Below are 23,096 nucleotides of genomic sequence, written 5' to 3' on the forward strand. Positions count from 1 at the left end.
CGACCCGGTGATGATCGCCGCGTTCGAGGGCTGGAACGACGCGGGCGAGGCGGCGAGCACCGCTCTGGAGCATCTCGAGCTCATGTGGGACGCGGAGCCGCTCCTCTCGATCGATCCCGAGGAGTACTACGACTTCCAGGTCACGAGGCCACACGTGCGGCAGTCCGAAGGCGTCACGCGGCGCATCGAGTGGCAGACCACGCGCCTGTCGGTGGCCACGCTGCCGGGCACCGAGCGGCACGTCGTGCTCGTCAACGGGATCGAGCCGAACCTGCGCTGGCGCACGTTCTGCCGGGAGCTGCTGGGCTACGTCGAGGCTCTCGGCGTGACCAAGGTCATCACCCTCGGCGCACTGCTGACCGACACACCGCACACCCGTCCCACCCCCGTCAGCGGCACCTCGTACGACAAGGCGTCGGCCAGCGAGCTCGACGTCGAGCCCTCCACCTACCAGGGCCCCACGGGCATCGTCGGCGTCTTCCAGAACGCGTGCATCGAGGCCGGCATCCCGGCCGTGTCGTTCTGGGCGTCGGTGCCGCACTACGTGTCCCAGGCGCCCGTGCCGAAGGCCGCCGTCGCGCTGCTGCACCGCGTCGAGGAGGTGCTCGACGTCGAGGTGCCGCTCGGGGCGCTGCCCGAGCGCGCCGAGGAGTGGGAGCGCACCGTCTCGGAGATGGCCGAGGCGGACGACGAGGTGCGCGACTACGTCCGCCAGCTCGAGGAGCAGGCCGAGGCCGACGAGGCCGACGCGCCGTTGGAGGAGGCCGACGGCGACGCCATCGCCGCCGACTTCGAGCGCTACCTACGCCGTCGCGGCAGCGGCGGCGGGGCCGGCTGAGCGGCTCCCTCGCCCGCGCCGGTTCCGGCTCGGGCTGGTCTTCACGCCGGCGCGTTCCTGGGCCCGCTCGGCGGGGACGTCACGGTGGCGATGCTGCCGGAGCCCGGTGACACGTACGGGCTCTCCGCCGGTGCCGCGTCGCTGTCCGTCACGGCGTACCTGCTGCCGCTCGCGCTGTTCATGCCCCCGCCCCGCCGTCACCCCGCGGTGAGGACCCCGCATCAGCCGGCCAGGACCGCCAGCACCGCGCGGGCGTAGGCACGTTCGGCGTCGACGTCGACGTGGCGGGCCTCCGGGGTGGCGATGCCCGTCGTGTCGATCTCCACGGCCCAGCCGTCACCCACGGGCTCCAGCCGCCGGAAACGCTCCCCCAGCGCGTCGCGCAGCTGCCCCTCGTGCGGGAGCCAGACGACGTCGTCCTGCTCGATGCTGTCGAGCGCCCACTCGGTGGTGCCGTTGAACGCAAACAGCCGGCCGGTGGGGGCTTCGCGGATCTCGATGGTCAGCTCGCTGACGACGAACACGTCAGCGTCCATGTCGCGGTGCGGGACGACGAACCGGTCGCCGGAACCCGGTGTCCACGGCAGGCCCGCCTCCCGCAGGCGGAGAGCGAGCTCGACCGAGATCACCGTGGGTCCGAGATCACCGTGGGTCGACCGCGTGCTCGCGGAGGTCGGCGAGGTCCACCCATTCCAGCGTGCGGGCGTGGGTGGCCTCCAGCACCACCGGCGGCGCGGCGCCCGCGGCGTGGGCCTCGACCCAGCGGTCCGCGCACAGGCACCACTGGTCGCCGGGCTGCAGCCCCGCGAACCCGTACTCCGGCCGCGGCGTCGACAGGTCGTTGCCCGCTCCCGCGCTGAACGCGAGGAACTCCGCCGTGACCCGCGTGCAGACGGTGTGCACGCCGACGTCCTGCGCGTCGGTCTCGCAGCAGCCGTTGCGGGTGAATCCGGTCATCGGGTCGGTGCTGCAGCTCTGCAGCTCACCGCCGAGCACATTGCGGGCCATACGGCCTAGAGTGCCACGCCGAGCAGCGCGTCGAGCGCGTCACGGACGAGCTGCGGAGCGCCGGGGTCGGTGCCACGCCGCTCGAGGGCCTCGGCCGCCCACGCGTCGACAGCGGCGATGGCGCCCTTCGTGTCGAGGTCGTCGGCGAGGTGGGTGCGCACTCGCGCGACGAGGTCGTCGGCGTTCGGCGCGGCCGTGAGCGACACGGCCTCCCGCCAGCGGGCGAGCCGTGCCTGGGCCTCGGTGAGCAGCGCGTCGGTCCAGGCGCGGTCGTTGCGGTAGTGGTCCGACAGCAGCGCGACGCGGATCGCGTTGGGGTCCACGTCCTCCGCCCGGAGCTTGGAGACGAACACCAGGTTGCCGCGCGACTTCGACATCTTCTCGCCGTCGAGCCCGATCATCCCGGTGTGGGCGTAGTGCTTGGCGAACGGATGAACACCGGTGAACGCCTCGGCGTGCGCGGCGCCGGCCTCGTGGTGCGGGAAGATCAGGTCGGAGCCGCCGCCGTTGAGGTCGATCTGGGCGCCGAGGCGGTTGAGCGCGATCGCGGCGCACTCGACGTGCCAGCCCGGGCGGCCGGCGCCGAGGTCGGACTCCCAGCTCGGCTCGTCGGGCCGGGCCATACGCCACAGCAGGGGGTCGAGGGCGTGCCGCTTGCCGGGACGCTCCGGGTCGCCGCCGCGCTCGGCGGAGAACCTGAGCATCGTCTCCTCGTCGTAGTTCGACTCGTACCCGAAGTGGCCGGTGACCGAGGTGTCGAAGTAGACGTCCGGGTACTCGGGGTCGTCGACGCGGTACGCCGCTCCCTGCGCGAGCAGCTTGCCGACGAGCTCGGAGATCTCCCCCATCGCCTCGACGGCACCGACGTAGTGCTGCGGCGGGATCACCCGCAGCGCCTCCATGTCCTCGCGGAACAGGGCGGTCTCGCGCATGCCGAGCACGACCCAGTCGTCGTGGTCGCGGGCGGCGCGCTCGAGCAGGGGGTCGTCGATGTCGGTGACGTTCTGCACGTAGTGCACGTCGTGGCCGAGGTCGCGCCACACCCGGTTGACGATGTCGAAGGCCAGGTAGGTGGCGGCGTGGCCGAGGTGCGTGGCGTCGTAGGGCGTGATGCCACAGACGTACATGAGCGCCGTGGGCCCGGGCGCCGTCGGCCGGACGCGGCCGGTCGAGGTGTCGTAGAGGCGCAGTGGCGGACCCTCGCCCGCGATCTTCGGAACGTCGACGGGCGCCCAGGTGTGCATGACTCACAACTTACGCGGTGACGACGGGCGGGCCGGGTGTCGAGGTCGTCACTCCCACCCGCCCGGGGTCGGCGGAACGTGGGCGGGACGTCAGTGCGCGCCCGCGTTCCGGGTGGCGGACAGCTCCTCGACGGCATGGACGGGCGGGGCCGGCCCGCCGACAGGCCGACACGGCGCCGCACATGCGACGGCCACGTTCTGGGCGTTCTTCGTCGCCCACCCGTATACCTGACCGCGGTCAGCCGGCCCGGTAGGAGGCGAACTGGGCGAGCAGCCCTTGCGGCGCGTCGTCGCGGAAGGAGAGGACGAGGTTGTCGGCCGACTCGGCCGCCGAGGCCTCGCTGCGGGGGAACAGCGCCTGTTCGTACGCGGCGAGCGCGGCCTCGGTGTCGCCGGGGTGGGCGGCGATGGCCTCCCCGAGCTCGGCCCCGTCGAGCATGGCGAGGTTGGCGCCCTCCCCGGCGAACGGTGACATGAGGTGCGCGGCGTCGCCGAGCAGCGTGACGCCGGGGACACGGTCCCAGCGGTGGCCGACCGGGAGGGCGTGGATCGGCCGCGGGACCAGCGGGGTGTCGGCGTCGCCGATCAGGGCGCGCAGGCTCTCGTCCCAGCCGGTGAAGTGGTCGAGCAGCACGGTACGGGCGGCCTCGGGCTCGAGGCCGGCGCTCCAGTCCTCGGTGACCCGGAGCGCGACGTAGACGTGCACGCTGCCGTCGGTCTCGCGGTGGGCGAGGAAGCCCCTGCCCGCGCCGAGCGCGACGAGCATCCCGCCGCCGACGACCGCGGCGCTGCCGGGGTGTAGCTCGTCGGCGTCGAGGAGGTCCGTCTCGACGAAGGACATGCCGGAGTAGGCGGGGCGGGCCTCGGAGACCAGGGCGCGGATCCGGGACCAGGCCCCGTCGGCGCCGACGAGCAGATCGGTGGTGAACGTCGAGCCGTCGGCCAGGGTCACCTCGTGTCGGCCCTCCCCGAGCGGCCGGGTATCCGTGACCTTGGCGCCCCAGCGGACGGCGCCCCGGGGCAGGGCATCGAGCAGCAGGTCGCGGAGCCGGCCGCGCTCGACCTCCGGGCGGGTGCCGTCGCCGTCGTCGTCCTCGTCCATGCGGACCACGGCGTGCCGGTCGAGGATCCGCATGGCCTGTCCACCGGGGAGGACGAGTGCGCCGAACGCATCGTGGAGGCCGGCAGCGCGCAGTGCGACCTGGCCGGAGTCCTCGTGGATGTCGAGCATGCCGCCCTGCGCGCGGGCGGTCGGTGAGGCGTCGAGGTCGAACACCGCGGCCTCGATGCCGTGCATGTGCAGGACGCGCGCCAGGGTCAGGCCGCCGAGGCCGGCGCCGATGATCGCGATGGGGTGGTGGGCCATGGGTGCACCCTACAACGAACATGTTCGTTGCGAACATGTTCGTCACGTCTCAGCCCGGGTCGGTCCCCGCGATGGACGACGTGCAGGGGGCGTCGATCGGGTTCTCGGGCTCCGTCTCGCCCTCCCCCACGCGCGCGAGCCCAGCGCTCCGCCGTCGGGCCGAAGTCGCGCTCGACCGCCTCGGTGGTGGTCTCGTGGTTCCACCACCGGGCCACCTGCGGCTGGGCGAGCCACGCGCAGCAACGGGACGTCGGCGACCGTCACCCGGCCGCCAGGTGATCGCGCCGTCCACGGCGAGAACCCAGCGGCCGGTGAGCGGTGTCAGCGCCGGGTTTTCAGGTAGTCCGCCACGACCTCGGCACCCAGGCCGTCCAGCGTCGGGGCCACCACGCGGCCACCGCAGCGCTTCGCGAGGCCGTCCATGAACACCGCCAGCCGCGGGTCGTCGCCGAGCACGAAGAACGTGAACGCCGCCTTCAGACCCATCAGCCGGTCGATCTCCGCCACCGTGGCGTGCAGGGTCTCCGGGCTGGTGGGGTAGTCGAAGATCGCGTGGCCGTCGGGCGCCAGGTGGGCCGTCGGCTCGCCGTCGGTGACCACGAGGACCACGGGCTGCGCGTCCGGACTGCGCCGCAGGTGCTGGCCGGCCAGGAGCATCGCGTGGTGCAGGTTGGTGCCCTGCTCCCACGCCCCCTCCAGCCCCACCAGCTCGCCGAGCTCCACCGACCGGGCGTGCCGGCCGAACGTGATGAGCTTGAGATCGTCGCCGCGGAACCGCGTGGAGATCAGCTGGTGCAGGGCCAGCGCCGTGCGCTTCATCGGCACCCAGCGCCCGTCCTGCACCATCGACCACGACGTGTCGACGCACAGCGCCACCACCGCACGGGTCTTCTGCTCGGTCTCGACGATCTCCACGTCGGTGACGTCGAGCCGCCGCGGGTCGCCGCCCGCCTGCCGCAGCTGCGCGTTGAGCAGGGTGCGCGGCACGTTCCACGCCTCGGTGTCGCCGAACGCCCACGGCCGAGTGGCCCCGGTGGCCTCCCCCGCCGCGCCGGAGCGGTGGGTGTCGCGCTCGCCGCGGCGAGCCCCGATCTTGTCGACGACGTCGCGCAGCGCCGACTCCCCCAGCCGCCGCAGCGCCTTCGGCGAGAGCTGCAACGAACCGTCGGGGGCGCGGTCGAACAGGCCCTGGCGCTCCAGCTCGCGCTGCAGCTCGGCCAGCGCCCGCGCGTCGACACGCGCCTGGTCGCCCAGGTGCTTGCCGACCGCGTCGAGGTCGATGTCCTCCATCCGGGCACCCGGGTAGCTCTGCGCCAGCTGCTCGGCCAGCGCGTCGAGCTGCCCGAGCTCCTCCATCGCGCGCGTGGCCTCGCCCATGCCCATCGGGTTCTCGCCACGGAAGCGGCCCTGCCCGTCCCAGTCCTCACCGGGCCGCAGGCCCTGCAGCTGGGCGTCGAGCTGCGCCATCGCCTGGGCCAGCCGCGGGTCGCCGAACGCCTGCTGGGACAGCTCCATGAGCTGCGCCTGCTGCTCGGGCGTCATCGAGTTGAGCATCCGCTGGGCCGCCGCCGCCCGCTGCGCGAGCGTGTCGATGAGCTCCTCGGTGCTCGTGGGGTTCTCCGGGAAGAACTCCCCGTGCTTGTCCATGAACTCGGAGAACTGCTGCTCGGTGTCCTGCCCGGCGGCGTGGTCGGCCAGCAGCTGATTCAGGTCGTCGAGCATCTCGCGGATGCGCTCGACGTCCTCCGGCGTGGCGTTCTCCATCGCCTGCTTCATGCCCTCGAAGCGCTGGTCCAGCATCTCCCGGCCGAGCAGGTCGCGGATCTGCTCGTACGCCTCGCGGGCGTCGGAGGACTGCCAGTCGTAGTCGTTGAGCTCCCGGACCGCGCCGCCCGTGTCGGACGGCAGCGCGTCGAGCTGCATCTCGCGGAAGCGGGCGTCATCGGTGTCCTGGCGGCCCAGCGAGTCACGCTCGGCGTCCAGCGCCCGCGCCAGCAGCTCGCGGACCTCCTGCAGCGTGCCGTCGAGGCGGTTCTCCCGCTGCAGCCGGCTGCGCCGCTGCCACACCTCGCGCGTCAGCTCGTCGAGGCCGCGCCGGTTCTCCGTGCCCCGGCGCAGCAGCTCCTGCAGCGCCGATCGCGGCGAGGCGCCCTCCATGACGTCGCGCCCGATCTCGTCCATGGCGACGCGCAGGTCGAACGGCGGCGCGAGCGGATCGGGCCCGTCGGCGTAGGGCCCGTAGGCGTAGCGCTTGTTGCGTCTAGCCATACGACACCGTGTCTCCGTCGTCGGACTCGTCCTTGGCCAGGCGGCGGGTCAGGAACAGCAGCTCCAGCGCCAGCTCGGCCGCGCTCGCCATCGGGCCCGGGTCCTCGGTGCCGCCGGCCTCCAGCTTGTTGGCGATCTGCGTGACCGCGTCGATCGCGGGCAGCGCGGCCACCACCTCGACGGCGGGGACGCGCTCGCCCGTGCGCACCGGCGAGCCGGCGACGGCCTCGGCCAGCGGGTTGAGGTCGATGCCGCGCAACCGCGCGCGGGCGGTGTCGGCCGTGGCCCGGCGCAGCAGGTGCTCCAGGTGCTCGGCCTCGCGGCCCTCCTCGCCGGACGCGAACTCCAGCTTGCCGCGCAGCACGGCGGGCGCCGACTCGAGGTCGACGGGCCGCGCGTACGCGCGGCCCTCTCCCGTGATGACAGCGCGGCGCAGGGCCGCGGCGGCCACCGTCTCGGCGGCGGCCACGGCGAACCGGGCCGAGACGCCCGAGCCCTGGTCGACCGCCGACGACTCGCGCAGCGAGCGCGTGAACCGGGCGATGACCTCCAGCAGGTGTCGCGGCACCTCGGCCACGAGGTCCGCCTCCTGCTCGACGAGCGCGATCTCGTCGCGCAGCTCCAGCGGGTAGTGGGTGCGGACCTCGGCGCCGAAGCGGTCCTTGAGCGGCGTGATGATGCGGCCGCGGTTGGTGTAGTCCTCGGGGTTCGCCGACGCGACGAGCAGGATGTCCAGGGGCAGACGCAGCGTGTAGCCGCGGACCTGGATGTCGCGCTCCTCCATGACGTTGAGCAGCGAGACCTGGATGCGCTCGGCGAGGTCGGGCAGCTCGTTGATCGCGACGACACCGCGGTGCGACCGCGGGACGAGGCCGTAGTGGATGGTCTCGGGGTCGCCCAGCGAGCGGCCCTCGGAGACCTTGACGGGGTCGATGTCGCCGATGAGGTCGGCCACCGCCGTGTCGGGGGTGGCGAGCTTCTCGGTGTAGCGCTCGTCGCGGTGCTTCCAGGTGACCGGCAGGTCGTCGCCGAGCTCGGCGGCTCGGCGGATCGACGCCGGCGTGATGGGGTCGTAGGGGTGCTCGCCGAGCTCGGAGCCCTCGATGACGGGCGTCCACTCGTCGAGCAGGCCGGTGATGGAACGCAGCAGACGGGTCTTGCCCTGACCGCGCTCGCCGAGCAGCACGATGTCGTGGCCGGCGATGAGCGCCCGCTCGAACTGCGGGAGCACGGTGGACTCGAACCCGACGATGCCGGGCCAGGGGTCGCGTCCCTCGCGGAGCGCGGTGATCAGGTTGCGGCGGATCTCGTCCTTGACGCCGCGGAGCTCGTGGCCGGACGCGCGCAGCGCGCCCAGGGTGCGGGGAAGATCAGCGGGAAGATCATGAGGCACGTCGTCCACGCTACGCCCGCGCTGGTCATCCGGCGCGCGTGGAAACGGCACGGAAACGTGGCGCGGGAACAGCGCTGTCCGTTCCGTCCGGTCGTCGTGGGTGCGTGCGCTCCTGCTTCGCGCAGCTCGACGAGGCTCGGAGCCCGGGCTAGCGCTCCGAGCCCGGCCACCAGCCCACGTCGCGCACGCGGCCGTCCCCGTCGGTGAGGCGAGCGGGCAGCCCCTGCCGGTTCAGCCGCCGCACCGCGGCCCGGCCGGACACCAGCGCGCCCGTGCACGCGGCGCTGGCGGCGGGCGCGGTGGCCGCGACCACGGCGACGCTGCGCCAGTGCGTCCGCACGGTCCGCCCGTTCGGGGCCACCACGAGCTCGCGCGGCTCTGTGCGGCCGGGCATGGACAGGTCGGCCCACGACACGGCTCCACCGTCCAGCGCGAGCACGGCCGGTGCGGCGTCGGCGCCGCCGGGCAGCCGCACCCGCCAACCGGTGGCCGGGGCCAGACCGGAGGTGGCCACGTCGCCCCCGATCGCGACGAGCACGCCGCACAGTGTCTCCTCGGCCACCGCCTCGGCGCAGCGCTGCGCGGTCCAGGCCCGCAGCGACGGTCCGAGCCCGATCCGCAGCCGGCGGCGGCGCGGGCCCGCGGCGCGGCACCGGGCGGACGGCAGCTCCACGTGGACGGGCTCGTCCGGGGAGGCCGAGGCCAGGCCGTACGGGAACGGCGCCGGCGCAGGCCCGTCGGGCATGCTGGGCGACCACCCTCCGTCCCGGAACGCCCGTCGCGCAGCGAAGCGGGTGCGGAAGGCCCGGCCGACGACGGCGAGCTCGCGGCTGAGCACCTCGAGGGCGAGCGCGTGCACGTCGGGATCGGTGACGACGAGGCGGCCGCACGTGTCCCAGGCCGACCAGTCGATGGCGAACGTGGCGGTGCGGAGTCCCGTGTGCAGTGGTGGAGCTGTCATCGTCGGTGCCTCCGGTCGTGCGTGCCGTCGTCCGTCGGCGAGGATGACACGGCGATGCTGTGACGACGCTGAAGCAACCTGTGGCCCCGCTGAAAAGCAACCTGTGGCCCCGCTCAAAGAGGCGCGGCCGCCTGTCCGGCGCGCGGTCAGGGCAGGAGAAGCAGCACCGTAGGCAGCGCCACCAGTCCGGTCGCGGCCAGCCGCACCAGCAGCTGCAGCGCGAACGGCAGCGGCGCGGGCGGGTCGGTGATCCGCTTGAGCCGGTGGTCCAGCGCCGCGGTGAACGAGCTCAGCGCGGCGGCCGGGGCCGTCCCGCCCATCGACCGCAGCGCACCCGTCAGCTGCGTGCGGGCCACCCGGCAGGCGGCCACGTCGTCGGCCCGCATCTCGATGAGCGCGGCCACGGCGACCTGGGCGCACACCATCCCGCGGACGAACGGCGCGGTGGCCCCCCACGCGACGAACGGCAGCACGACGAGGTCGTGGCGTTCCCGCAGGTGGGCCCGCTCGTGGGCGAGCACCGCCCGGACCCCCTCGGCGTCGAGCGCGTCCAGCACGCCGGCCGAGAGCACGAGCCGCGAGCGTAGGCCGGGCAGGCAGTACGCGACCGGAACGGGGTGGTCGAGCACGTGGGCTCCGGGCGCGGCCGGCCAGGGGGTGCCGAGCAGGTCGAGCAGGTCACGGTGGCGTGCACGCACCCGCAGGGTGCGGTACCAGACCACGACGAGCACCCCGATCAGCCGCAACGCCAGCGCGACGGCCAGCAGGAGCGCGACGACGTGGAAGAACCCGAGCCCGCGCGGGAGCCGAAGCTCCAGCAGGGGGCGCACGAGCGCGGGAACGGCCTCGGCCAAGGACGACCCGAGCGGCGCGACGCCGTAGACGAGGCCGGCACCCAGCAGCGCCAAGCCGCCGGAGAGGCCGACCGCCTGCCACGCGAGCAGCCCGCCGACGGGGTCGCGGGCGGGCCAGTCGGCACGGGCGAGCACACGGCTGACCGGCTCGGCGAGTGCCACGCCGAGCACCAGCAGCCCCAGCGCGAACAGCTCCATCACATGAGGATGTCTCAGTCCAGCATGTCCCGCAGGGATTCGCGCTCGTCAGCGGGGATCGACCCCAGGAAACGGGCGAGCGCGGCCCCGCGGTCGGGCGCGGCGTCGAGCGCGTCGCGCATCAGCTCGGCGACGTGGTCCTCACGGCTGGCGGTGGGGCGGTACCGGTGGGCCCGGCCCGCCCGCTCGCGGCTGACGAGCCCCTTGCGCTCGAGCCTGCCCAGCACGGTGAGCACCGTGGTGGTGGCGAGGTCCCGGCCGGCGAGCGCGTCCTGCACGTCGCGGGCGGTGACGGGTGCTGATGCCGACCACAGGGTCTCCATCACGGCGCGTTCAAGCTCACCCAGGGTCGGCACGAAGCGATTCTACATGAAGTAGAACCCTTGCTGCCACCACTTCGATGATGAACCTGCATTCAGCGAACCTGCATTCAGCGAACCTGCACCTGGTCGCCCACCTGGAGGAAGTTGAACCAGGCGACGGCGTTGTCGTGGGTGAGCTTCACGCACCCGCCGGAGTAGGTGTCCTGCGGGCCCTCGTGGAAGGCGATGCCCCCGTCGGCGAAGAACACCGAGTACGGCATCTGCGTGAGGTACTCGCGGCTCGTGTACTGCTCGGCCTTCCACTGGACGTGGAACGTGCCACGCGGCGTCGGGTCCTGGGGGTCGCCGGGCATGATCGACACGGGCCCGCGGACCACCGACCCCTTGTCGATCAGCCAGGCCAGCCGGGCGTCGAGGTCGACGCAGGCCCGGGCCGAGCTGGTGCAGGGCGTGCCGGTGACGAGGGCGCCAGACGGGACATCGACGGCCCGGTTGGTCCCGCCCTCCCCTCCCGGCGGAGGAGGCGGGGAGGCGGGTGCGGCCGCGGCCGGCGAGGCTCCCGGGGACGGCTCGGCGGCGTCACTGACGCCTGCCAGTACCGTTCCGGCGATCACGGCCAGCGTCAGACCGGCCGCGGCGATCATCGCGGCACGGGGTGCACGGCGTGCAGCCCGGGCATGTACTCCCACGAACGTCTCTCCTCTTTCCGTCCCCCGCGGACCAGAACGAGGATGTGAACCAGAGGTGACGGGCCGTCGTTGCCCATTCACCCGCTGTGGTCACGCCGCCCGGTCGCGGTCACCGTCCGGTGAACACCGGGCTGCGCCGTTCGGCGCGGGCGTGCTGTCCCTCGACCAGGTCGGCGCTCTCCCAGCACGCCTCAAAGGCCGTGACCAGCGCCGGATCGTCGGCGGGGAGGTCGGTGCGGTCCAGCGCCAGCTTGTTGTACGTGAGGGTGAGGGGTGCCAGCGTCGCGATCTCGGCGGCCAGCTCGAGTGCCACGGCGCGGTCGCCGAGCCGGTCGACGAGACCGCGCGCGTGGGCCAGCGCGACGTCCACCTGGGCGCACGCGAGCAGCAGCGACCGCGCCGTGCCGCCGCCGGCGACCTGGGCGAGGCGGTGCACAGTCCACGGGTCCACGGCCAGCGCGATCCGGGCCGTGGGCACCCCGAAGACGGCCTCCGGCGCCCCGACCCGCAGGTCGCAGGCGATGGCCAGCTGGGTGCCGGCCCCGATCGCGGGCCCGTTGACGGCGGCGATCACCGGCACCGGCGCGTCGGTGACGGCGTGCAGCGCGGCGTAGAGGGCATCGCGGAAGCCGTCGGTGTAGACCTCGCCGAAGTCGGCGCCGGAGCAGAAGCTCGAGCCCGACCCCGTGATGACGACGGCGCGCGCCCCGTCGGCCAGCACCGATCCGACGGCGTCGACGATCGCCCCGCACAGCGCGACGTTGAGGGCGTTGCGCCGCTCCGGGCGGTCGAGCTCGATCAGCCCGACGCCGTCCGTCACCGACACGTTGATCAACTGCTGCTCCCTCCGCGGGCCGCCCGGCCCGGGCGGCGTGATGATCGCCGAGGTTACGGGTCAACCCCGGGGCGACGAGGACCGCTCCGCGCAGGCGTCGTTGGACGTCGCGTGGCTGCCGCCGGCGACGCGGGTGCGCGGCCGACGGGAGGAGGGCAGCCGTCGGGCTCGGATGCTTCACCGGCCGATTGCGCGGGCCTACAGTGCCCCGGTCGCGGGCTCACCCGTGGCGGACGCGAGGGGGTATTGACGTGGCCGAAGCCGGCGAGCTGCGGATGGGCACGGCGGCGGGGCGGTGGGTGCTCCTCACCACCGTGCTGGGCTCCGGGATGGTGATGATCGACGGCACGGTCGTCAACGTGGCGCTGGTACGGATCGGCGACGACCTGGGCGCCGGGTTCGCCGACCTGCAGTGGACGGTCAACGGCTACACGCTCACCCTCGCCTCGCTGATCCTGCTGGGCGGTTCGCTGGCCGATCACCTCGGCCGGCGCCGGGTCTTCGTCATCGGCGTCGTGTGGTTCGCGCTGGCGTCGCTGCTGTGCGGGCTCGCCCCGAACATCGAGATCCTCATCGCCGCCCGTGCGCTGCAGGGCGTTGGCGGGGCACTGCTGACGCCGGGCAGCCTCGCGCTGATCTCCGCGTCGTTCCACGGGCCCGACCGTTCCGCCGCGATCGGCGCGTGGTCCGGGCTGGGCGGCATCGCCGGGGCGATCGGCCCGTTCCTCGGCGGCTTCCTCGTGGAGTGGACGTGGCGGGCGGTGTTCCTCATCAACCTGCCGATCGCCGCGGTGGTCGTGGCGGTGGCGGTCAAGCACGTGCCCGAGAGCCGCGACGTCGAGTCGGCACCCGGCCTGGACGTCGCGGGCACCGTGCTGGCCGCACTGGGCCTCGGCGCCCTGACCTACGGGCTCACCGGGCTGGGGTCCCGCGGCCCCGCGCCCGACCTGCTCGCGGCCCTGGCGGTCGGCGTGGTGGCGCTGGCGGGGTTCGTCCTCGTCGAACGGCGCTCGTCGCACCCCCTGGTGCCACCCGCGTTGTTCCGCAACCCGGTGTTCAGCGCCGCCAACGCCGCCACGCTGCTGATCTACGGCGCGCTCGGCGTCGTGTTCGTCCTGCTCGTGCTGCAACTGCAGACGGTGGCGGGGTTCAGCCCGCTCGAGGCGGGGACCTCCCTGTTGCCGGTGACGGTGCTGATGCTGCTGTTCTCCGCCCGCGCGGGGGCGCTGGCCGCGCGGATCGGCCCGCGGCTGCCGATGACGATCGGCCCGCTGGTCAGCGCGTGTGGGCTGCTGCTGATGCTGCGGATCGGTCCGGGCGCCTCGTGGGTCACCGACGTGCTGCCCGCGGTGCTGGTGTTCGGCGCCGGCCTGACCGTCACCGTCTCGCCGCTGACGGCCACCGTGCTCGACGCCGCCCCCGACCGGTTCGCCGGGTCGGCGTCGGGCGTCAACAACGCGGTGGCGCGGGCGGCCGGGCTGCTGTCGGTGGCCGTCGTGCCGGGGGTCGCGGGGATCGCCGGGGAGGACTACACCCGGCCGGACGCGTTCGCCGCGGGCTTCCGCACGTCGATGTTCATCAGCGCCGGGCTGCTGGTGCTGGCGTCGCTGGTGTCGTTCGTGTTCATCCGCCGCCCGCGGACCCCCGCCCCGGAGCGGATGAGGATCGAGGAGTGCCTGCACTGCGACGTGACGAGCCCCCAGGTCCACCCGAACGCCTGAGGGCGCCCCGACCCGGCGAACGAGACCCTCGCCGGACGGGGGTGCCGCTCGCCGCACGGATCATCGCCGCACGGGTGAGAGGCCCAGGGCCTTCGCGATCTCGCGCATCGCGGGCAGCGGGTCCGCGTTGTCGGCGGTCAGGACCTGCGCGCAGACGTGGTCGGCGCCCGCCTCGAGGTGGGCGTTCAGACCGGCCGCCAGCGCCGCGGCGTCGCCGTGCACGGCGAGGGCGTCGATCAGTGCGTCGCTGCCGCCGTCGGCGAAGTCCTCGTCGGTCCAGCCGAGGCGCTCGAGGTTGGCGACGTAGTTGCGCAGGTGCAGGTAGGGCCGGTCCACGGGCGGGCGCCCGATCGCGCGGGCCTTCTCCGGGTCGGTCTCCAGCACCACCTTCTGCTCCGGGGCGAGCAGGACGCCGGGCCCGACGAGCTCACGGGCCCACCTGGTGTGCTCGGGCGTCGTCAGGTACGGGTGCGCGCCCGCGGTGCGCGCGGCGGCGATCTTCAGCACCTTCGGGCCCAGCGCGGCCAGCACCCGGCCGTCCTTGGGCACGCGCGCCGCGTCGAGCGCGTCGAGGTACGCCACGATCGTCTGTAAGGGGCTGCGGTACTCCTTCACCGCCTCCGGGTGCCCGATGCCGACACCGAGCAGGAACCGGCCGGGGTGGGCCTTCTCGATGCGGTGGTAGGAGGGCGCCACCTCCTCGGCGGGAGTGGTCCACATGTTGACGATGCCCGTGGCAACGGCGATGTGGTCGGTGGCGTCGAGCAGCGACTCGGCGAGCCGCAGGTCTCCGGGGGGAGAGCCGCCGATCCAGACGGCGCCGAAGCCCAGCGCCTCGATCTCGCGTGCCACGTCGGGCGTGAGCGCGCTCGCGTGCCGCCAGATGCCGTACTTCCCGAGTTCGACCGTCATGAACCGAGCAACGCGGGCGCCGTCGCCGCGCATTCCGGCTCGCGCGCCGCTGTCGGTGGGCCCGCATAGGGTCGGCGTCGTGAGCCGTGACCTGACCTCGCGCGCCGCTCCCCTGCGGATGCGGCCCCGTGTGCTCGTGCCCGCAGACCCGCGGCTGCCCCGCGAGGCCCCTCCCGGCACCGGGGCCGTGGTCGTGGGCGGCGGCATCGCCGGGGTCAGCGCGGCGGTGGTGCTGGCCGAACGCGGCGTCGACGTCACGCTGCTGGAGGCCGCGCCCACCCTCGGCGGGCGGCTGGGCGCCTGGCCCCACACGCTGCCCGACGGCACCGAGCAGGTTGTCGAGCACGGGTTCCACGCGTTCTTCCGGCACTACTACACGTGGCGCGCGATCCTGCGGCGCGCCGATCCGCAGCTGGGGTTCCTCAAGCCCGTCGGCGGCTACCCGGTGATCTCCCGCGACTGGCCGCCGGAGGACCTCACCGGCCTGCCCGGGGCGCCGCCGCTCAACCTGCTGGCGCTGTTCGCCCGCTCGCCCAGCCTGGGGCTCCGTGACGTGCTGGGCTCCGACCAGGCGCTCGCCGCGCAGCTGCTGGCCTACGACCGCGACGCCACCACCGCCGCGTTCGACGCGATGCCCGCCGCCGACTTCCTGGCCGCGCTGGGCATGTCCGACCGTGCGCAGGCGATGCTGTTCGAGGCGTTCGCGCGGTCGTTCTTCGCGCAGCCGGGGGCGCTCTCGGCCGGCGAGCTGGTGGCGATGTTCCACTACTACTTCCTCGGCAACCCCGAGGGCATCGGCTTCGACTGCCCCGACACCGACTACCTGACCTGCATCTGGGCGCCGTTCGCCGCATACCTGGAGAAGCACGGGGCGCAGGTCCGCACGTCCACCCGGGCGCTCTCGATCGCCCCCGACGGGCACGGCTGGCGCGTCGAGCCCGACGACGGGCCGTCGCTCGTCACCCGGCATCTGGTGCTGGCCACTGACCCGGGCGCGCTGCGCGACCTCGTCGCCCTCTCCCCCGAGGTCGAGGCCGTCGCGCCCCGGCTGGCACGCAGGTCCGCCGCAGTGCACGTGGCGCCCCCGTTCGCCGTCACCCGGCTGTGGCTCGACCGCGACGTCGCCGCCGAGCGCGCCACGTTCAACGCGGTCAGCCGCGAACCCACGCTCGACTCGGTCACCGTCTACTCGCGGCTGGAGCGCCCGTCGGCGGAGTGGGCGGCGCGCACCGGCGGATCGGTGGTCGAGCTGCACTCCTACGCCTGCACCGCCGCGGGAGTCGACGAGGCCACGGCCCGGATGCGCGTCGAGCTCGCGGCGCTGTGGCCCGAGACGGCCGGCGCGCAGGTCGTGCACCTGCAGCAGCGGATGGAGGCCACCGCGCCCACGTTCCCGCCGGGCAGCGCCGGCACCCGCCCCACGGTCACGGGCGACGCGCGCGGCATCCGGATCGCGGGCGACCACGTCGACACCCCGTTCCTGACCGGCCTCATGGAGCGCGCCTCGGCCACCGGTGTCCTCGCCGCGAACGACGTCCTCGCCGAGGTGGGCGCGGGCCCGGAGCCGATCATGGGCATCCCGCAGCGTGGCCTGCTGGCAGGGCTCCTCCCGTCCCGCCGCCGGAGCTGACGTGCCCACCTGGGCCGGCTACCGGCACGTCCGTCGCACAGGTCCCGACGAGAGTGCCGTTCGCCGGGTCGGGTGGGGCACGTGCACGGCGACCCGCGGTCGGGGTGGGTCCCAGCGGTGAGGATCGCGCTCGACCCCGGTTCCCGGGATGCTCCGCCGCGGGTCCGCAGGCTCGACGAGCACGGGGTGCCGCTGGGGGACGTCGAGGTGCTCCCGGACCTCTTCGCCGTCGCGCGGCTGGAGAAGGAGCACGCGCCGCGGTGGGTGATCGCGCGGCCGCGCACCTACCGCCGCCTGCTCGACGCGGGGGTCGAGGTGGCGCGGGCGCACGACGTCGAGCTGACCGAGGGCCTGCTCGTCGCCGCCGACGGGCACTTCGGGCAGCCGCACGGCCTCGCCGCGGCCGTGGCCCGGCTGGAGGGTCGCACCCCCGCCGCGGACCCCCTGCGCGACGACGACGGGCCACCCGCGCTGTTCGAGAGCGGCCCGGTCGGTGACGAGCTCGCCGACGTCGTCGCGGTGCACGCCGCGCAGCAGGCACGCCTGACCGACCCGCGGATGCGCCTGCTCGTGGCCGCCGAGTCGGCCGGGGGCCTCGTCGCGGAGGAGATGCGCGCCACCGGGCTGCCGTGGCGCGCCGACGTCCACGACGCGTTGCTCACCGAGGCGCTCGGTCCGCGGCCGGTGCTCGGCGGGCGCCCACCGAAGCTCGCGGTGCTGGCCGCGGAGGTCGACGCGGCGTTCGGGCGGCGCGTCAACGTCGACTCCCCCGCCGAGGTGCTGCGCGCCTTCGGCCGCGTCGGGGTCGAGCTGGAGACCACGCGGTCGTGGGAGCTCAAGGGGGTCGACCACCCGGCCGTCGCCCCGCTGCTCGCCTACAAGGAGCTGGCCCGGCTGCACACCGCGCACGGTTGGGCCTGGCTGCGCACGTGGGTGCGCCCTGATGGTCATGGAAGGGGCCGCTTCCATCCCGAGTACGTGGTGGGCGGCGTCGTGTCGGGCCGCTGGGCCACCCGCGGCGGCGGGGCGCTGCAAATCCCCAAGGCCGTCCGGGCGGCGGTGCGAGCCGATCCCGGCTGGAAGCTCGTCGTCGCCGACGCGTCCCAGCTGGAGCCGCGCGTGCTCGCGGCTCTGTCGGGCGACCACGCGCTCGCCCCGGACGAGGACGACCTGTACGCCGCGCTCGCCGCCCGCGAGTTCGGCGACGACCGCGCGAAGGCCAAGCTCGCCCTGCTCTCGGCGATGTACGGGGCGGGGTCCGGCTCGGCCGCCCAGCTCATGGGCCGGCTCCGCAAGCGCTTCCCCGCGGCCATGGCCTTCGTCGACGACGCGGCGCGCGCCGGCGAGGAGGGCCGGCTCGTGCGCTCCCACCTGGGCCGCACCTGCCCGCCGGCCCGGCCCGGCCACGAGGAGCCTGCCGCCGCCCGTGCCCGCGGACGGTTCACGCGCAACTTCGTCGTGCAGGCCACGGCCGCCGAGTGGGCGCTGGTGCTGCTCGCCGACCTGCGGTCGGACCTGCGCGGCGCCGGCAGTCCGGCCCGGCTCGTGTTCTTCCAGCACGACGAGGTGGTGCTGCACGTGCCCGCCGAGGCGGCCGCCGCCACCGCCGACGCCGTGCAGGCCGCCGCGACCACGGCCGGGCGCCGGCTGTTCGGCGCCACGCCCGTCCGCTTCCCGATGCAGGCCCGGGTCGTGGACGGCTACGACGAGCACTGAACACCGATCACGAACCGGGCGGCGTCGCCGACGGGCACCGGGGTCGGCGTGACGGGCAGGTTCCCCGCTCAGCGCGATAAGGCCAGGTCGGTGGTCACGGCCTTCGCGATCGCCGTCATGCCCAGCTCGTTGGGGTGCACGGGAGCTGCGGGCGAGGTCGGGACCAGGCCCTCGATCCACTTGGTGCCCGGCAGCGTGCAGACGTCGTGGCCGACCGTCGGGGCGTAGGTGTCGACGTACTGCACGCCGGCCTCGTCCGCCTGTTCGGCGAGCATCGCGTTCAGCTCCTTCTCCACCCCTCGCAGGTAGGCGACGTCGCCCGCCGAGAACGGGACGACGGGGAAGCAGCCGGGGCCGGTGTCGGGCAGGATCGTCGGGTACCCCACCAGCACCACCTTCGCGTGGGGGGAGCGCTTCTCGATCGCGCCCAGGGCCGCGGCGATCTTCGGGGCGGTGGCGTCGACGCGCGCGGACAGCGGGTCGCTGCCGCCGGAGGGGTAGAAGTCCTTGCAGGCCGTGCCGAGGGGATGCAGCGGCGACCGCTTCGCGCACTCCTCGATGATCGACGCGAAGCCGATGTCGTTGCCGCCCATCGTCATCGTGACGAGCGCGGTGTCGGGGCCGAGCGTGTCCAGCTGCGGCGCGTTGACGCCGAGCGACACCGACTGCGATCCCACGAGGTCGTCGGTGGTGGCGCCGCTGCAGCTGACGTCCCGGAAGTCGGTGATGCCCAGCACACGGGCCACCTTGGACGGGTAGTTCTGGTTCGAGCGCAGGCAGCCCGGCGGCAGCCCGATCTGCAACGGGATGAGCGGCCCCGCCGCGTACGAGTCGCCCAGCGCGACGTAGCTGCCGAAGGCGGGCTCGTCGTCGGTGGCCGCGGCGGCCGGGGTCGCGGCCAGCGCCATGGCTGCGAGCGGGGTCAGCAGGGAGATGGCCCACCGGGCCGTGCGGGAGCGCGTCACATGCCGCTCAACGACCACTCCGCGCACCCGATACTGACCGGTAGAGGGACAGTGAGGCCGGGATGCGGTGGCGTTCGCCGGGGAGGAACAGTGATCTATCCCTCGTGGCCGCACTGCTCCTACCGTCCCGGAACCATGCAGCGGAGCACGGAGCGGATCCTGTCCACCCACGTCGGCAGCCTCGGAAGGCCGCACGACCTGCTCGAGATCATGCGGGAGAAGGAGCACGGCCGCCCCTACGACGCGGACGGCTACGCGAAGCGCGTCACCACCGCGGTGTCGGACGTCGTCACCGAACAGGTGCACGCCGGCCTCGACGTCGTCACCGACGGTGAGATGAGCAAGGTCAGCTTCCTGACCTACGTGAAGGACCGCCTGGCCGGTTTCGACGCCAGCCAGGGCGAGCGCCTGATGCCGCCGTCGTGGCAGGTCGAGATCGACGCCTTCCCCGGCTACTACGAGGGCTACCTGGGCAAGTACAAGGACCAGGTCAGCCCCATGATGACCATGGTCTGCACGGGCCCGATCAGCTACAACGGCCACGAGCAGCTGCAGATCGACGTCGACAACCTGCGCGCCGCGCTGGCCGGCCAGCCCGACGGCGCCGTCACCGAGGCCTTCCTGCCCTCCACGAGCCCCAGCGGGTTCGGCCGCAACGAGTACTACGCGAACTACCACGACTACCTCGCCGCGGTGGCCGAGGCGCTGCGCGAGGAGTACCTCGCCATCGTCGACGCCGGGTTCCTCCTGCAGGTCGACGACCCGTGGCTGATCGAGTACCTCTCGGAGAACCCGGACACCACCCCCGAGCAGCGCCGCGCCGACGCCGAACAGCACGTGGAGATCCTCAACCACGCCCTGCGCGGCATCCCGCCGGAGAAGATCCGGCTGCACACCTGCTACGGGCTCAACCACGGCCCGCGCATCCACGACCTCGACTTCCGCGACATCGCCCCGCTCATGCTGAAGATCAACGCGGGTGCGTACTCGTTCGAGGTGGCCAACCCGCGCCACCAGCACGAGTGGAAGATCTGGCGCGACATCGCGCTGCCCGAGGGCAAGATCCTCATCCCGGGGCTGCTCGGGCACGCGAGCAACTATGTCGAACACCCCGAGCTGATCGCCGACACCCTCGAGCTCTACGCGGGGATCGTCGGCAAGGAGAACGTCATCGCGGGCGCCGACTGCGGTTTCTCCTCCCGCGCGTCGTTCCACCCCGAGGTGCATCCCACGGTCGTCTGGGAGAAGTTCCGCGCGCTGTCCGAGGGTGCGCGCATCGCCAGCGAGCGCCTCTGGCGGTGACGCACCTCGTGCGCGGAAACCGTCGCCCCGGCCACGGTTTCCGCGCACGAACGGTTAGCGTCCGAGGCATGACGGAGCAGTCGAGGAAACCCCAGCGCCGGTCGCGCGCCATCGCCATGACGCCCGACGAGGTCGACGCCTTCCTCGCCGAGGAGCGCATCTGCCGCGTGGCGACGGTCGGCACGAACGGGCCGCACGCCACGCCGCTCTGGTACGTGTGGCACGACGGCGCGCTGTGGCTCACCTCGCTGTCGCGCAGCCAGCGCTGGATCGACCTGCAGAAGGACCCGCGCATCGCCGTCGTCGTCGACGCGGGCGAGGACTACATGGAGCTGCGCGGCGTGGAGCTGCGCGGGAAGGTCGAGGTGGTCGGCGAGGTGCCGCGTACCGGCGAGGACGTGCCGGAGCTGGAAGGCCCGCAGCAGGCCTTCGCCGACCGCTACACGGGCGGCCAGGTCGTCAACGACGGCCGGCACGCGTGGATGAGGTTGGTGCCCGAGAAGGTCACGAGCTGGGACTTCCGCAAGCTCCCGCGCTGACGTTTGCCGGAGTGGCAACGGGAGTTGTCGATCCGGCGCCGCAGCGTGCACTCTCGTCGGCATGACCTCGACACACGACCACGGACACGGACACGGCCTGATGCGGGCCTCGGACTTCGAGGAGAACCACCCGCCCGTCTTCGACGCGGCGTTCTGGGACGCCCGCTACAGCGAGGCCGACGCGATCTGGAGCGGCAACCCCAACCCGCAGCTCGTCGACGAGGTCTCGGATCTCACCCCGGGCACGGCGCTGGAGATCGGCTGCGGGGAGGGCGCCGACGCGATCTGGCTGGCGCACCGCGGCTGGCAGGTGACGGCCACCGAGCTGTCCGAGGTGGCGCTCGGCCGGGCCGCCGCCCACGCCGAGGCCGCTGACGTCGCCGACCGCATCACCTTCCGGCTGGCCGACGCCACGGAGTGGGTCCCCCCGGCCGGTGCCTTCGACCTGGTGACGGCGCACTTCATGCACCTCCCCAGCGTGCAGCGCATCCCGCTGCACGAGCGGCTGGCGGCCGCGGTGGCACCCGGCGGCACGCTGCTCGTGGTGGGGCACCACCCGTCGGACCTCGACACCGACATGGACCGGATGCGGCTGCCCGACTGGCTCTTCACCGCCTCCGACGTGGCCGCCGTGCTGGAGCCGGGCGCGTGGACCGTGCTCGTGGAGGAGGAGCGCGCCCGGACGGCGGTCGACCCCGAGGGCCGTAGCCTCACCATTCACGACGCCGTGCTGAGGGCCCGCCGCACCGCGGCGGTCGTCGGTCAGAACAGGTCGTAGGACGCGCGCGCCACCCGGAACCCGTGCCCGGTGGAGGTGTTCTCGCAGCGCAGGCCGCTCTCGCGGCTGACGCACACGACGCCGCCGAACCGGACGCCCGTGCCGTAGTCCAGCACCGTCAGCGCGGGATCGGCGACGGTGTCGCTCACGCACGACAGCTCGCCCTGCCCGGAGCCGCGCAGCACCGCGCCGTCGCCGTAGGCCCCAGAACAGCCGGCCGGCTTCGGCGGGAGCCGCCAGGTGCGGGTGATGACGTCGCAGCGCACCACGTCGGCGGTCATCGAGCAGTCGATGTTGCGGCTCGGCGTGGCGAAACGGGCACCGCCGGTGCCGAAGCGGCCGTCGGTCTGCGCGTCGACGACGTCGACGCCCGCGGCGGGATCGGACGACGCGCTCGGGCCCGTGCCGGGGTCGGTGGGGGCGGCCGGTGCGGGCGGGGGGTCGGCGACGGTGGTGGCGCTCCCGCGCGACAGCAGTACCGCGGTCAGCGCGACCCCGGCCAGCAGGACGAGGGCCACGACGACCGCGGCCGGGATGAGCCACGGGCGCCGCGCGGGGCCGGGTCGCACCGACGGCATCGGGGGTGGGCCGGCAGGCGGCCCGATCACCGTCTGTGAGGCGGAGGCCGGATGGGGTTGCGGGTAGGCGGCCGGGACCGCGGCGGTCGGCACACCGTTCGCCCCGGGCGGTGCCACGGGCAGCACCACCGTGGGATCGGGCTGCGCGGGATCGGGCGGCTGGGCGGCGTCGGCCTGCAGCAACCCGCGCACCTGCGACGCCGTGGGGCGGCCGGCCGAGTCCTTCGTCAGGCAGGCGTGCACGGCCTCGCGCACGCGCCCCGTGAGCGGTCCGAGGTCGGGCTCGGAGTAGACGATGCGGTACAGCGACCCCGCGGCGGAGTCGGCCGCGAACGGCGAGCGTCCCGAGGCGGCGAACACGATCAGCGACCCGAACGAGAACATGTCGCTCGCCGGCCCGATGTCCCGGGAGCCCCCGGCCTGCTCCGGCGACATGTACTCGGGCGTGCCCATGACGTGGCCGGTCTGGGTGAGCGCGGTGGTGTCGGCTGCCCGGGAGATCCCGAAGTCGATCAGCCGCGGCCCGTCGTCGGCCAGCATGACGTTGGACGGCTTGAGGTCGCGGTGCACGAGCCCCGCCTCGTGCAGGGCGACCAGCCCGTCGGCCATCCGGACGGCGAGCGCGGCGACGCCCTGCTCGCCGAGGGGCCCCTGCTCGGTGACATAGGACTGCAGCGACGGCCCCTCGACGAATGCCGAGGCCAGCCAGGGCTGCTCCGCGTCGGGATCGGCGTCGAGGACCGGGGAGGTGAACCACGCGGGCGCGATGGCCGCCAGCTGGACCTCGCGTCGGAACCGCTCGCGGAAGCCGGGATCGGCCGCCAGCTCGGCGTGCACCACCTTCAGCGCGACGCGCCGCCCCGACTCGTCGACGGCGCGGAAGACCGTGCCCATGCCCCCGGCACCGAGCCGGCCCTCGACGCGGTAGCGACCGAGGGTGGCCTGATCATCCGTGAGATCATCCGATGCAGGGTCCAT

The 23,096-nt window shown here is 73.8% G+C and carries 20 protein-coding genes and 1 pseudogene; 7 read left to right on the forward strand and 14 right to left on the reverse strand.

Features of this window, described 5'->3' with window-relative positions; all coding sequences use genetic code 11:
- Positions 1-10 precede the first annotated feature (10 nt).
- Positions 11-838 (forward strand): PAC2 family protein, encoded by an 828-nt coding sequence (locus tag JWR81_RS07515; RefSeq protein WP_297648705.1) that lies wholly within the window; start codon positions 11-13, stop codon positions 836-838.
- Between the two features lie 221 nt (positions 839-1,059).
- On the opposite strand, the gene JWR81_RS07520 is transcribed toward JWR81_RS07515, so the two are convergent.
- The 11 genes from JWR81_RS07520 to JWR81_RS07570 form a co-directional block, all read right to left on the reverse strand.
- The gene (locus JWR81_RS07520; protein ID WP_297648578.1) at positions 1,060-1,467 is read right to left on the reverse strand and encodes a hypothetical protein; all 408 of its coding nucleotides are present in this window, start codon (positions 1,465-1,467) and stop codon (positions 1,060-1,062) included.
- A 13-nt stretch (positions 1,468-1,480) separates the two neighbouring features.
- Complete coding sequence (locus JWR81_RS07525) at positions 1,481-1,846, reverse strand: DUF2237 domain-containing protein (RefSeq protein ID WP_297648581.1); 366 nt, start codon at positions 1,844-1,846, stop codon at positions 1,481-1,483.
- Between the two features lie 5 nt (positions 1,847-1,851).
- Positions 1,852-3,090, reverse strand: coding sequence for a cysteine--1-D-myo-inosityl 2-amino-2-deoxy-alpha-D-glucopyranoside ligase (gene mshC / locus JWR81_RS07530; protein ID WP_297648584.1), 1,239 nt, complete (start codon positions 3,088-3,090; stop codon positions 1,852-1,854).
- Between the two features lie 238 nt (positions 3,091-3,328).
- Positions 3,329-4,456: an NAD(P)/FAD-dependent oxidoreductase gene (locus JWR81_RS07535; RefSeq protein ID WP_297648587.1), complete on the reverse strand. Its 1,128-nt coding sequence runs from the start codon at positions 4,454-4,456 to the stop codon at positions 3,329-3,331.
- Positions 4,457-4,777: 321 nt separating this feature from the next.
- Positions 4,778-6,724, reverse strand: a complete 1,947-nt coding sequence (locus JWR81_RS07540) for a VWA domain-containing protein (RefSeq protein WP_297648592.1) — start codon at positions 6,722-6,724, stop codon at positions 4,778-4,780.
- Positions 6,717-8,117, reverse strand: coding sequence for a sigma 54-interacting transcriptional regulator (locus tag JWR81_RS07545; RefSeq protein WP_297648595.1), 1,401 nt, complete (start codon positions 8,115-8,117; stop codon positions 6,717-6,719). Before JWR81_RS07545 ends, JWR81_RS07540 begins: the two co-directional genes overlap by 8 nt.
- Before the next feature lie 148 nt (positions 8,118-8,265).
- Complete coding sequence (locus JWR81_RS07550; protein WP_297648598.1) at positions 8,266-9,078, reverse strand: FAD:protein FMN transferase; 813 nt, start codon at positions 9,076-9,078, stop codon at positions 8,266-8,268.
- A gap of 146 nt (positions 9,079-9,224) precedes the next feature.
- Positions 9,225-10,130 carry a M56 family metallopeptidase gene (locus JWR81_RS07555; RefSeq protein WP_297648602.1) on the reverse strand — a complete coding sequence of 302 codons (906 nt, stop codon included), beginning with the start codon at positions 10,128-10,130 and terminating at the stop codon, positions 9,225-9,227.
- A gap of 14 nt (positions 10,131-10,144) precedes the next feature.
- On the reverse strand, positions 10,145-10,486 hold the full coding sequence (locus tag JWR81_RS07560; protein ID WP_297648605.1) for a BlaI/MecI/CopY family transcriptional regulator: 342 nt from the start codon (positions 10,484-10,486) through the stop codon (positions 10,145-10,147).
- A gap of 74 nt (positions 10,487-10,560) precedes the next feature.
- Complete coding sequence (locus JWR81_RS07565) at positions 10,561-11,142, reverse strand: L,D-transpeptidase (RefSeq protein WP_297648607.1); 582 nt, start codon at positions 11,140-11,142, stop codon at positions 10,561-10,563.
- Positions 11,143-11,251: 109 nt separating this feature from the next.
- On the reverse strand, positions 11,252-11,968 hold the full coding sequence (locus tag JWR81_RS07570; protein WP_297648708.1) for an enoyl-CoA hydratase: 717 nt from the start codon (positions 11,966-11,968) through the stop codon (positions 11,252-11,254).
- Positions 11,969-12,228: 260 nt separating this feature from the next.
- Between JWR81_RS07570 and JWR81_RS07575 the strand changes: the two genes are divergently transcribed.
- Positions 12,229-13,698 (forward strand): MFS transporter, encoded by a 1,470-nt coding sequence (locus JWR81_RS07575; protein WP_297648610.1) that lies wholly within the window; start codon positions 12,229-12,231, stop codon positions 13,696-13,698.
- Between the two features lie 60 nt (positions 13,699-13,758).
- Here the strand turns inward: JWR81_RS07575 and JWR81_RS07580 are convergent, their stop codons facing one another.
- A complete protein-coding gene (locus tag JWR81_RS07580) occupies positions 13,759-14,610 on the reverse strand; it encodes an LLM class F420-dependent oxidoreductase (RefSeq protein WP_297648613.1) in 852 nt (283 codons plus the stop codon).
- Positions 14,611-14,797: 187 nt separating this feature from the next.
- Here JWR81_RS07580 and JWR81_RS07585 point away from each other — a divergent pair.
- Positions 14,798-16,240 (forward strand): annotated as a pseudogene (locus JWR81_RS07585) (FAD-dependent oxidoreductase); the annotation flags it as partial.
- A gap of 117 nt (positions 16,241-16,357) precedes the next feature.
- Entirely contained in the window at positions 16,358-17,956 is a 1,599-nt protein-coding gene (locus tag JWR81_RS07590) for a bifunctional 3'-5' exonuclease/DNA polymerase (RefSeq protein WP_297648616.1), read from the forward strand.
- A 68-nt stretch (positions 17,957-18,024) separates the two neighbouring features.
- On the opposite strand, the gene JWR81_RS07595 is transcribed toward JWR81_RS07590, so the two are convergent.
- A complete protein-coding gene (locus tag JWR81_RS07595) occupies positions 18,025-18,921 on the reverse strand; it encodes an SGNH/GDSL hydrolase family protein (protein WP_297648619.1) in 897 nt (298 codons plus the stop codon).
- Positions 18,922-19,056: 135 nt separating this feature from the next.
- Here JWR81_RS07595 and JWR81_RS07600 point away from each other — a divergent pair, with 135 nt between their 5' ends.
- The 3 genes from JWR81_RS07600 to JWR81_RS07610 all read left to right on the forward strand — a co-directional run bounded on the left by JWR81_RS07600 (position 19,057) and on the right by JWR81_RS07610 (position 21,540).
- Positions 19,057-20,223: a cobalamin-independent methionine synthase II family protein gene (locus JWR81_RS07600; RefSeq protein ID WP_297648622.1), complete on the forward strand. Its 1,167-nt coding sequence runs from the start codon at positions 19,057-19,059 to the stop codon at positions 20,221-20,223.
- Between the two features lie 68 nt (positions 20,224-20,291).
- Positions 20,292-20,762 (forward strand): pyridoxamine 5'-phosphate oxidase family protein, encoded by a 471-nt coding sequence (locus JWR81_RS07605; RefSeq protein WP_297648625.1) that lies wholly within the window; start codon positions 20,292-20,294, stop codon positions 20,760-20,762.
- 61 nt (positions 20,763-20,823) lie between these two features.
- Entirely contained in the window at positions 20,824-21,540 is a 717-nt protein-coding gene (locus JWR81_RS07610) for a bifunctional 2-polyprenyl-6-hydroxyphenol methylase/3-demethylubiquinol 3-O-methyltransferase UbiG (RefSeq protein WP_297648628.1), read from the forward strand.
- Here JWR81_RS07610 and JWR81_RS07615 read toward each other — a convergent pair.
- Positions 21,525-23,096 carry a serine/threonine-protein kinase gene (locus tag JWR81_RS07615; protein WP_297648631.1) on the reverse strand — a complete coding sequence of 524 codons (1,572 nt, stop codon included), beginning with the start codon at positions 23,094-23,096 and terminating at the stop codon, positions 21,525-21,527. The two genes, JWR81_RS07610 and JWR81_RS07615, sit on opposite strands and share 16 nt — an antisense overlap.

This window comes from Pseudonocardia sp., from assembly GCF_025965585.1.
Lineage (GTDB): Bacteria > Actinomycetota > Actinomycetes > Mycobacteriales > Pseudonocardiaceae > Pseudonocardia.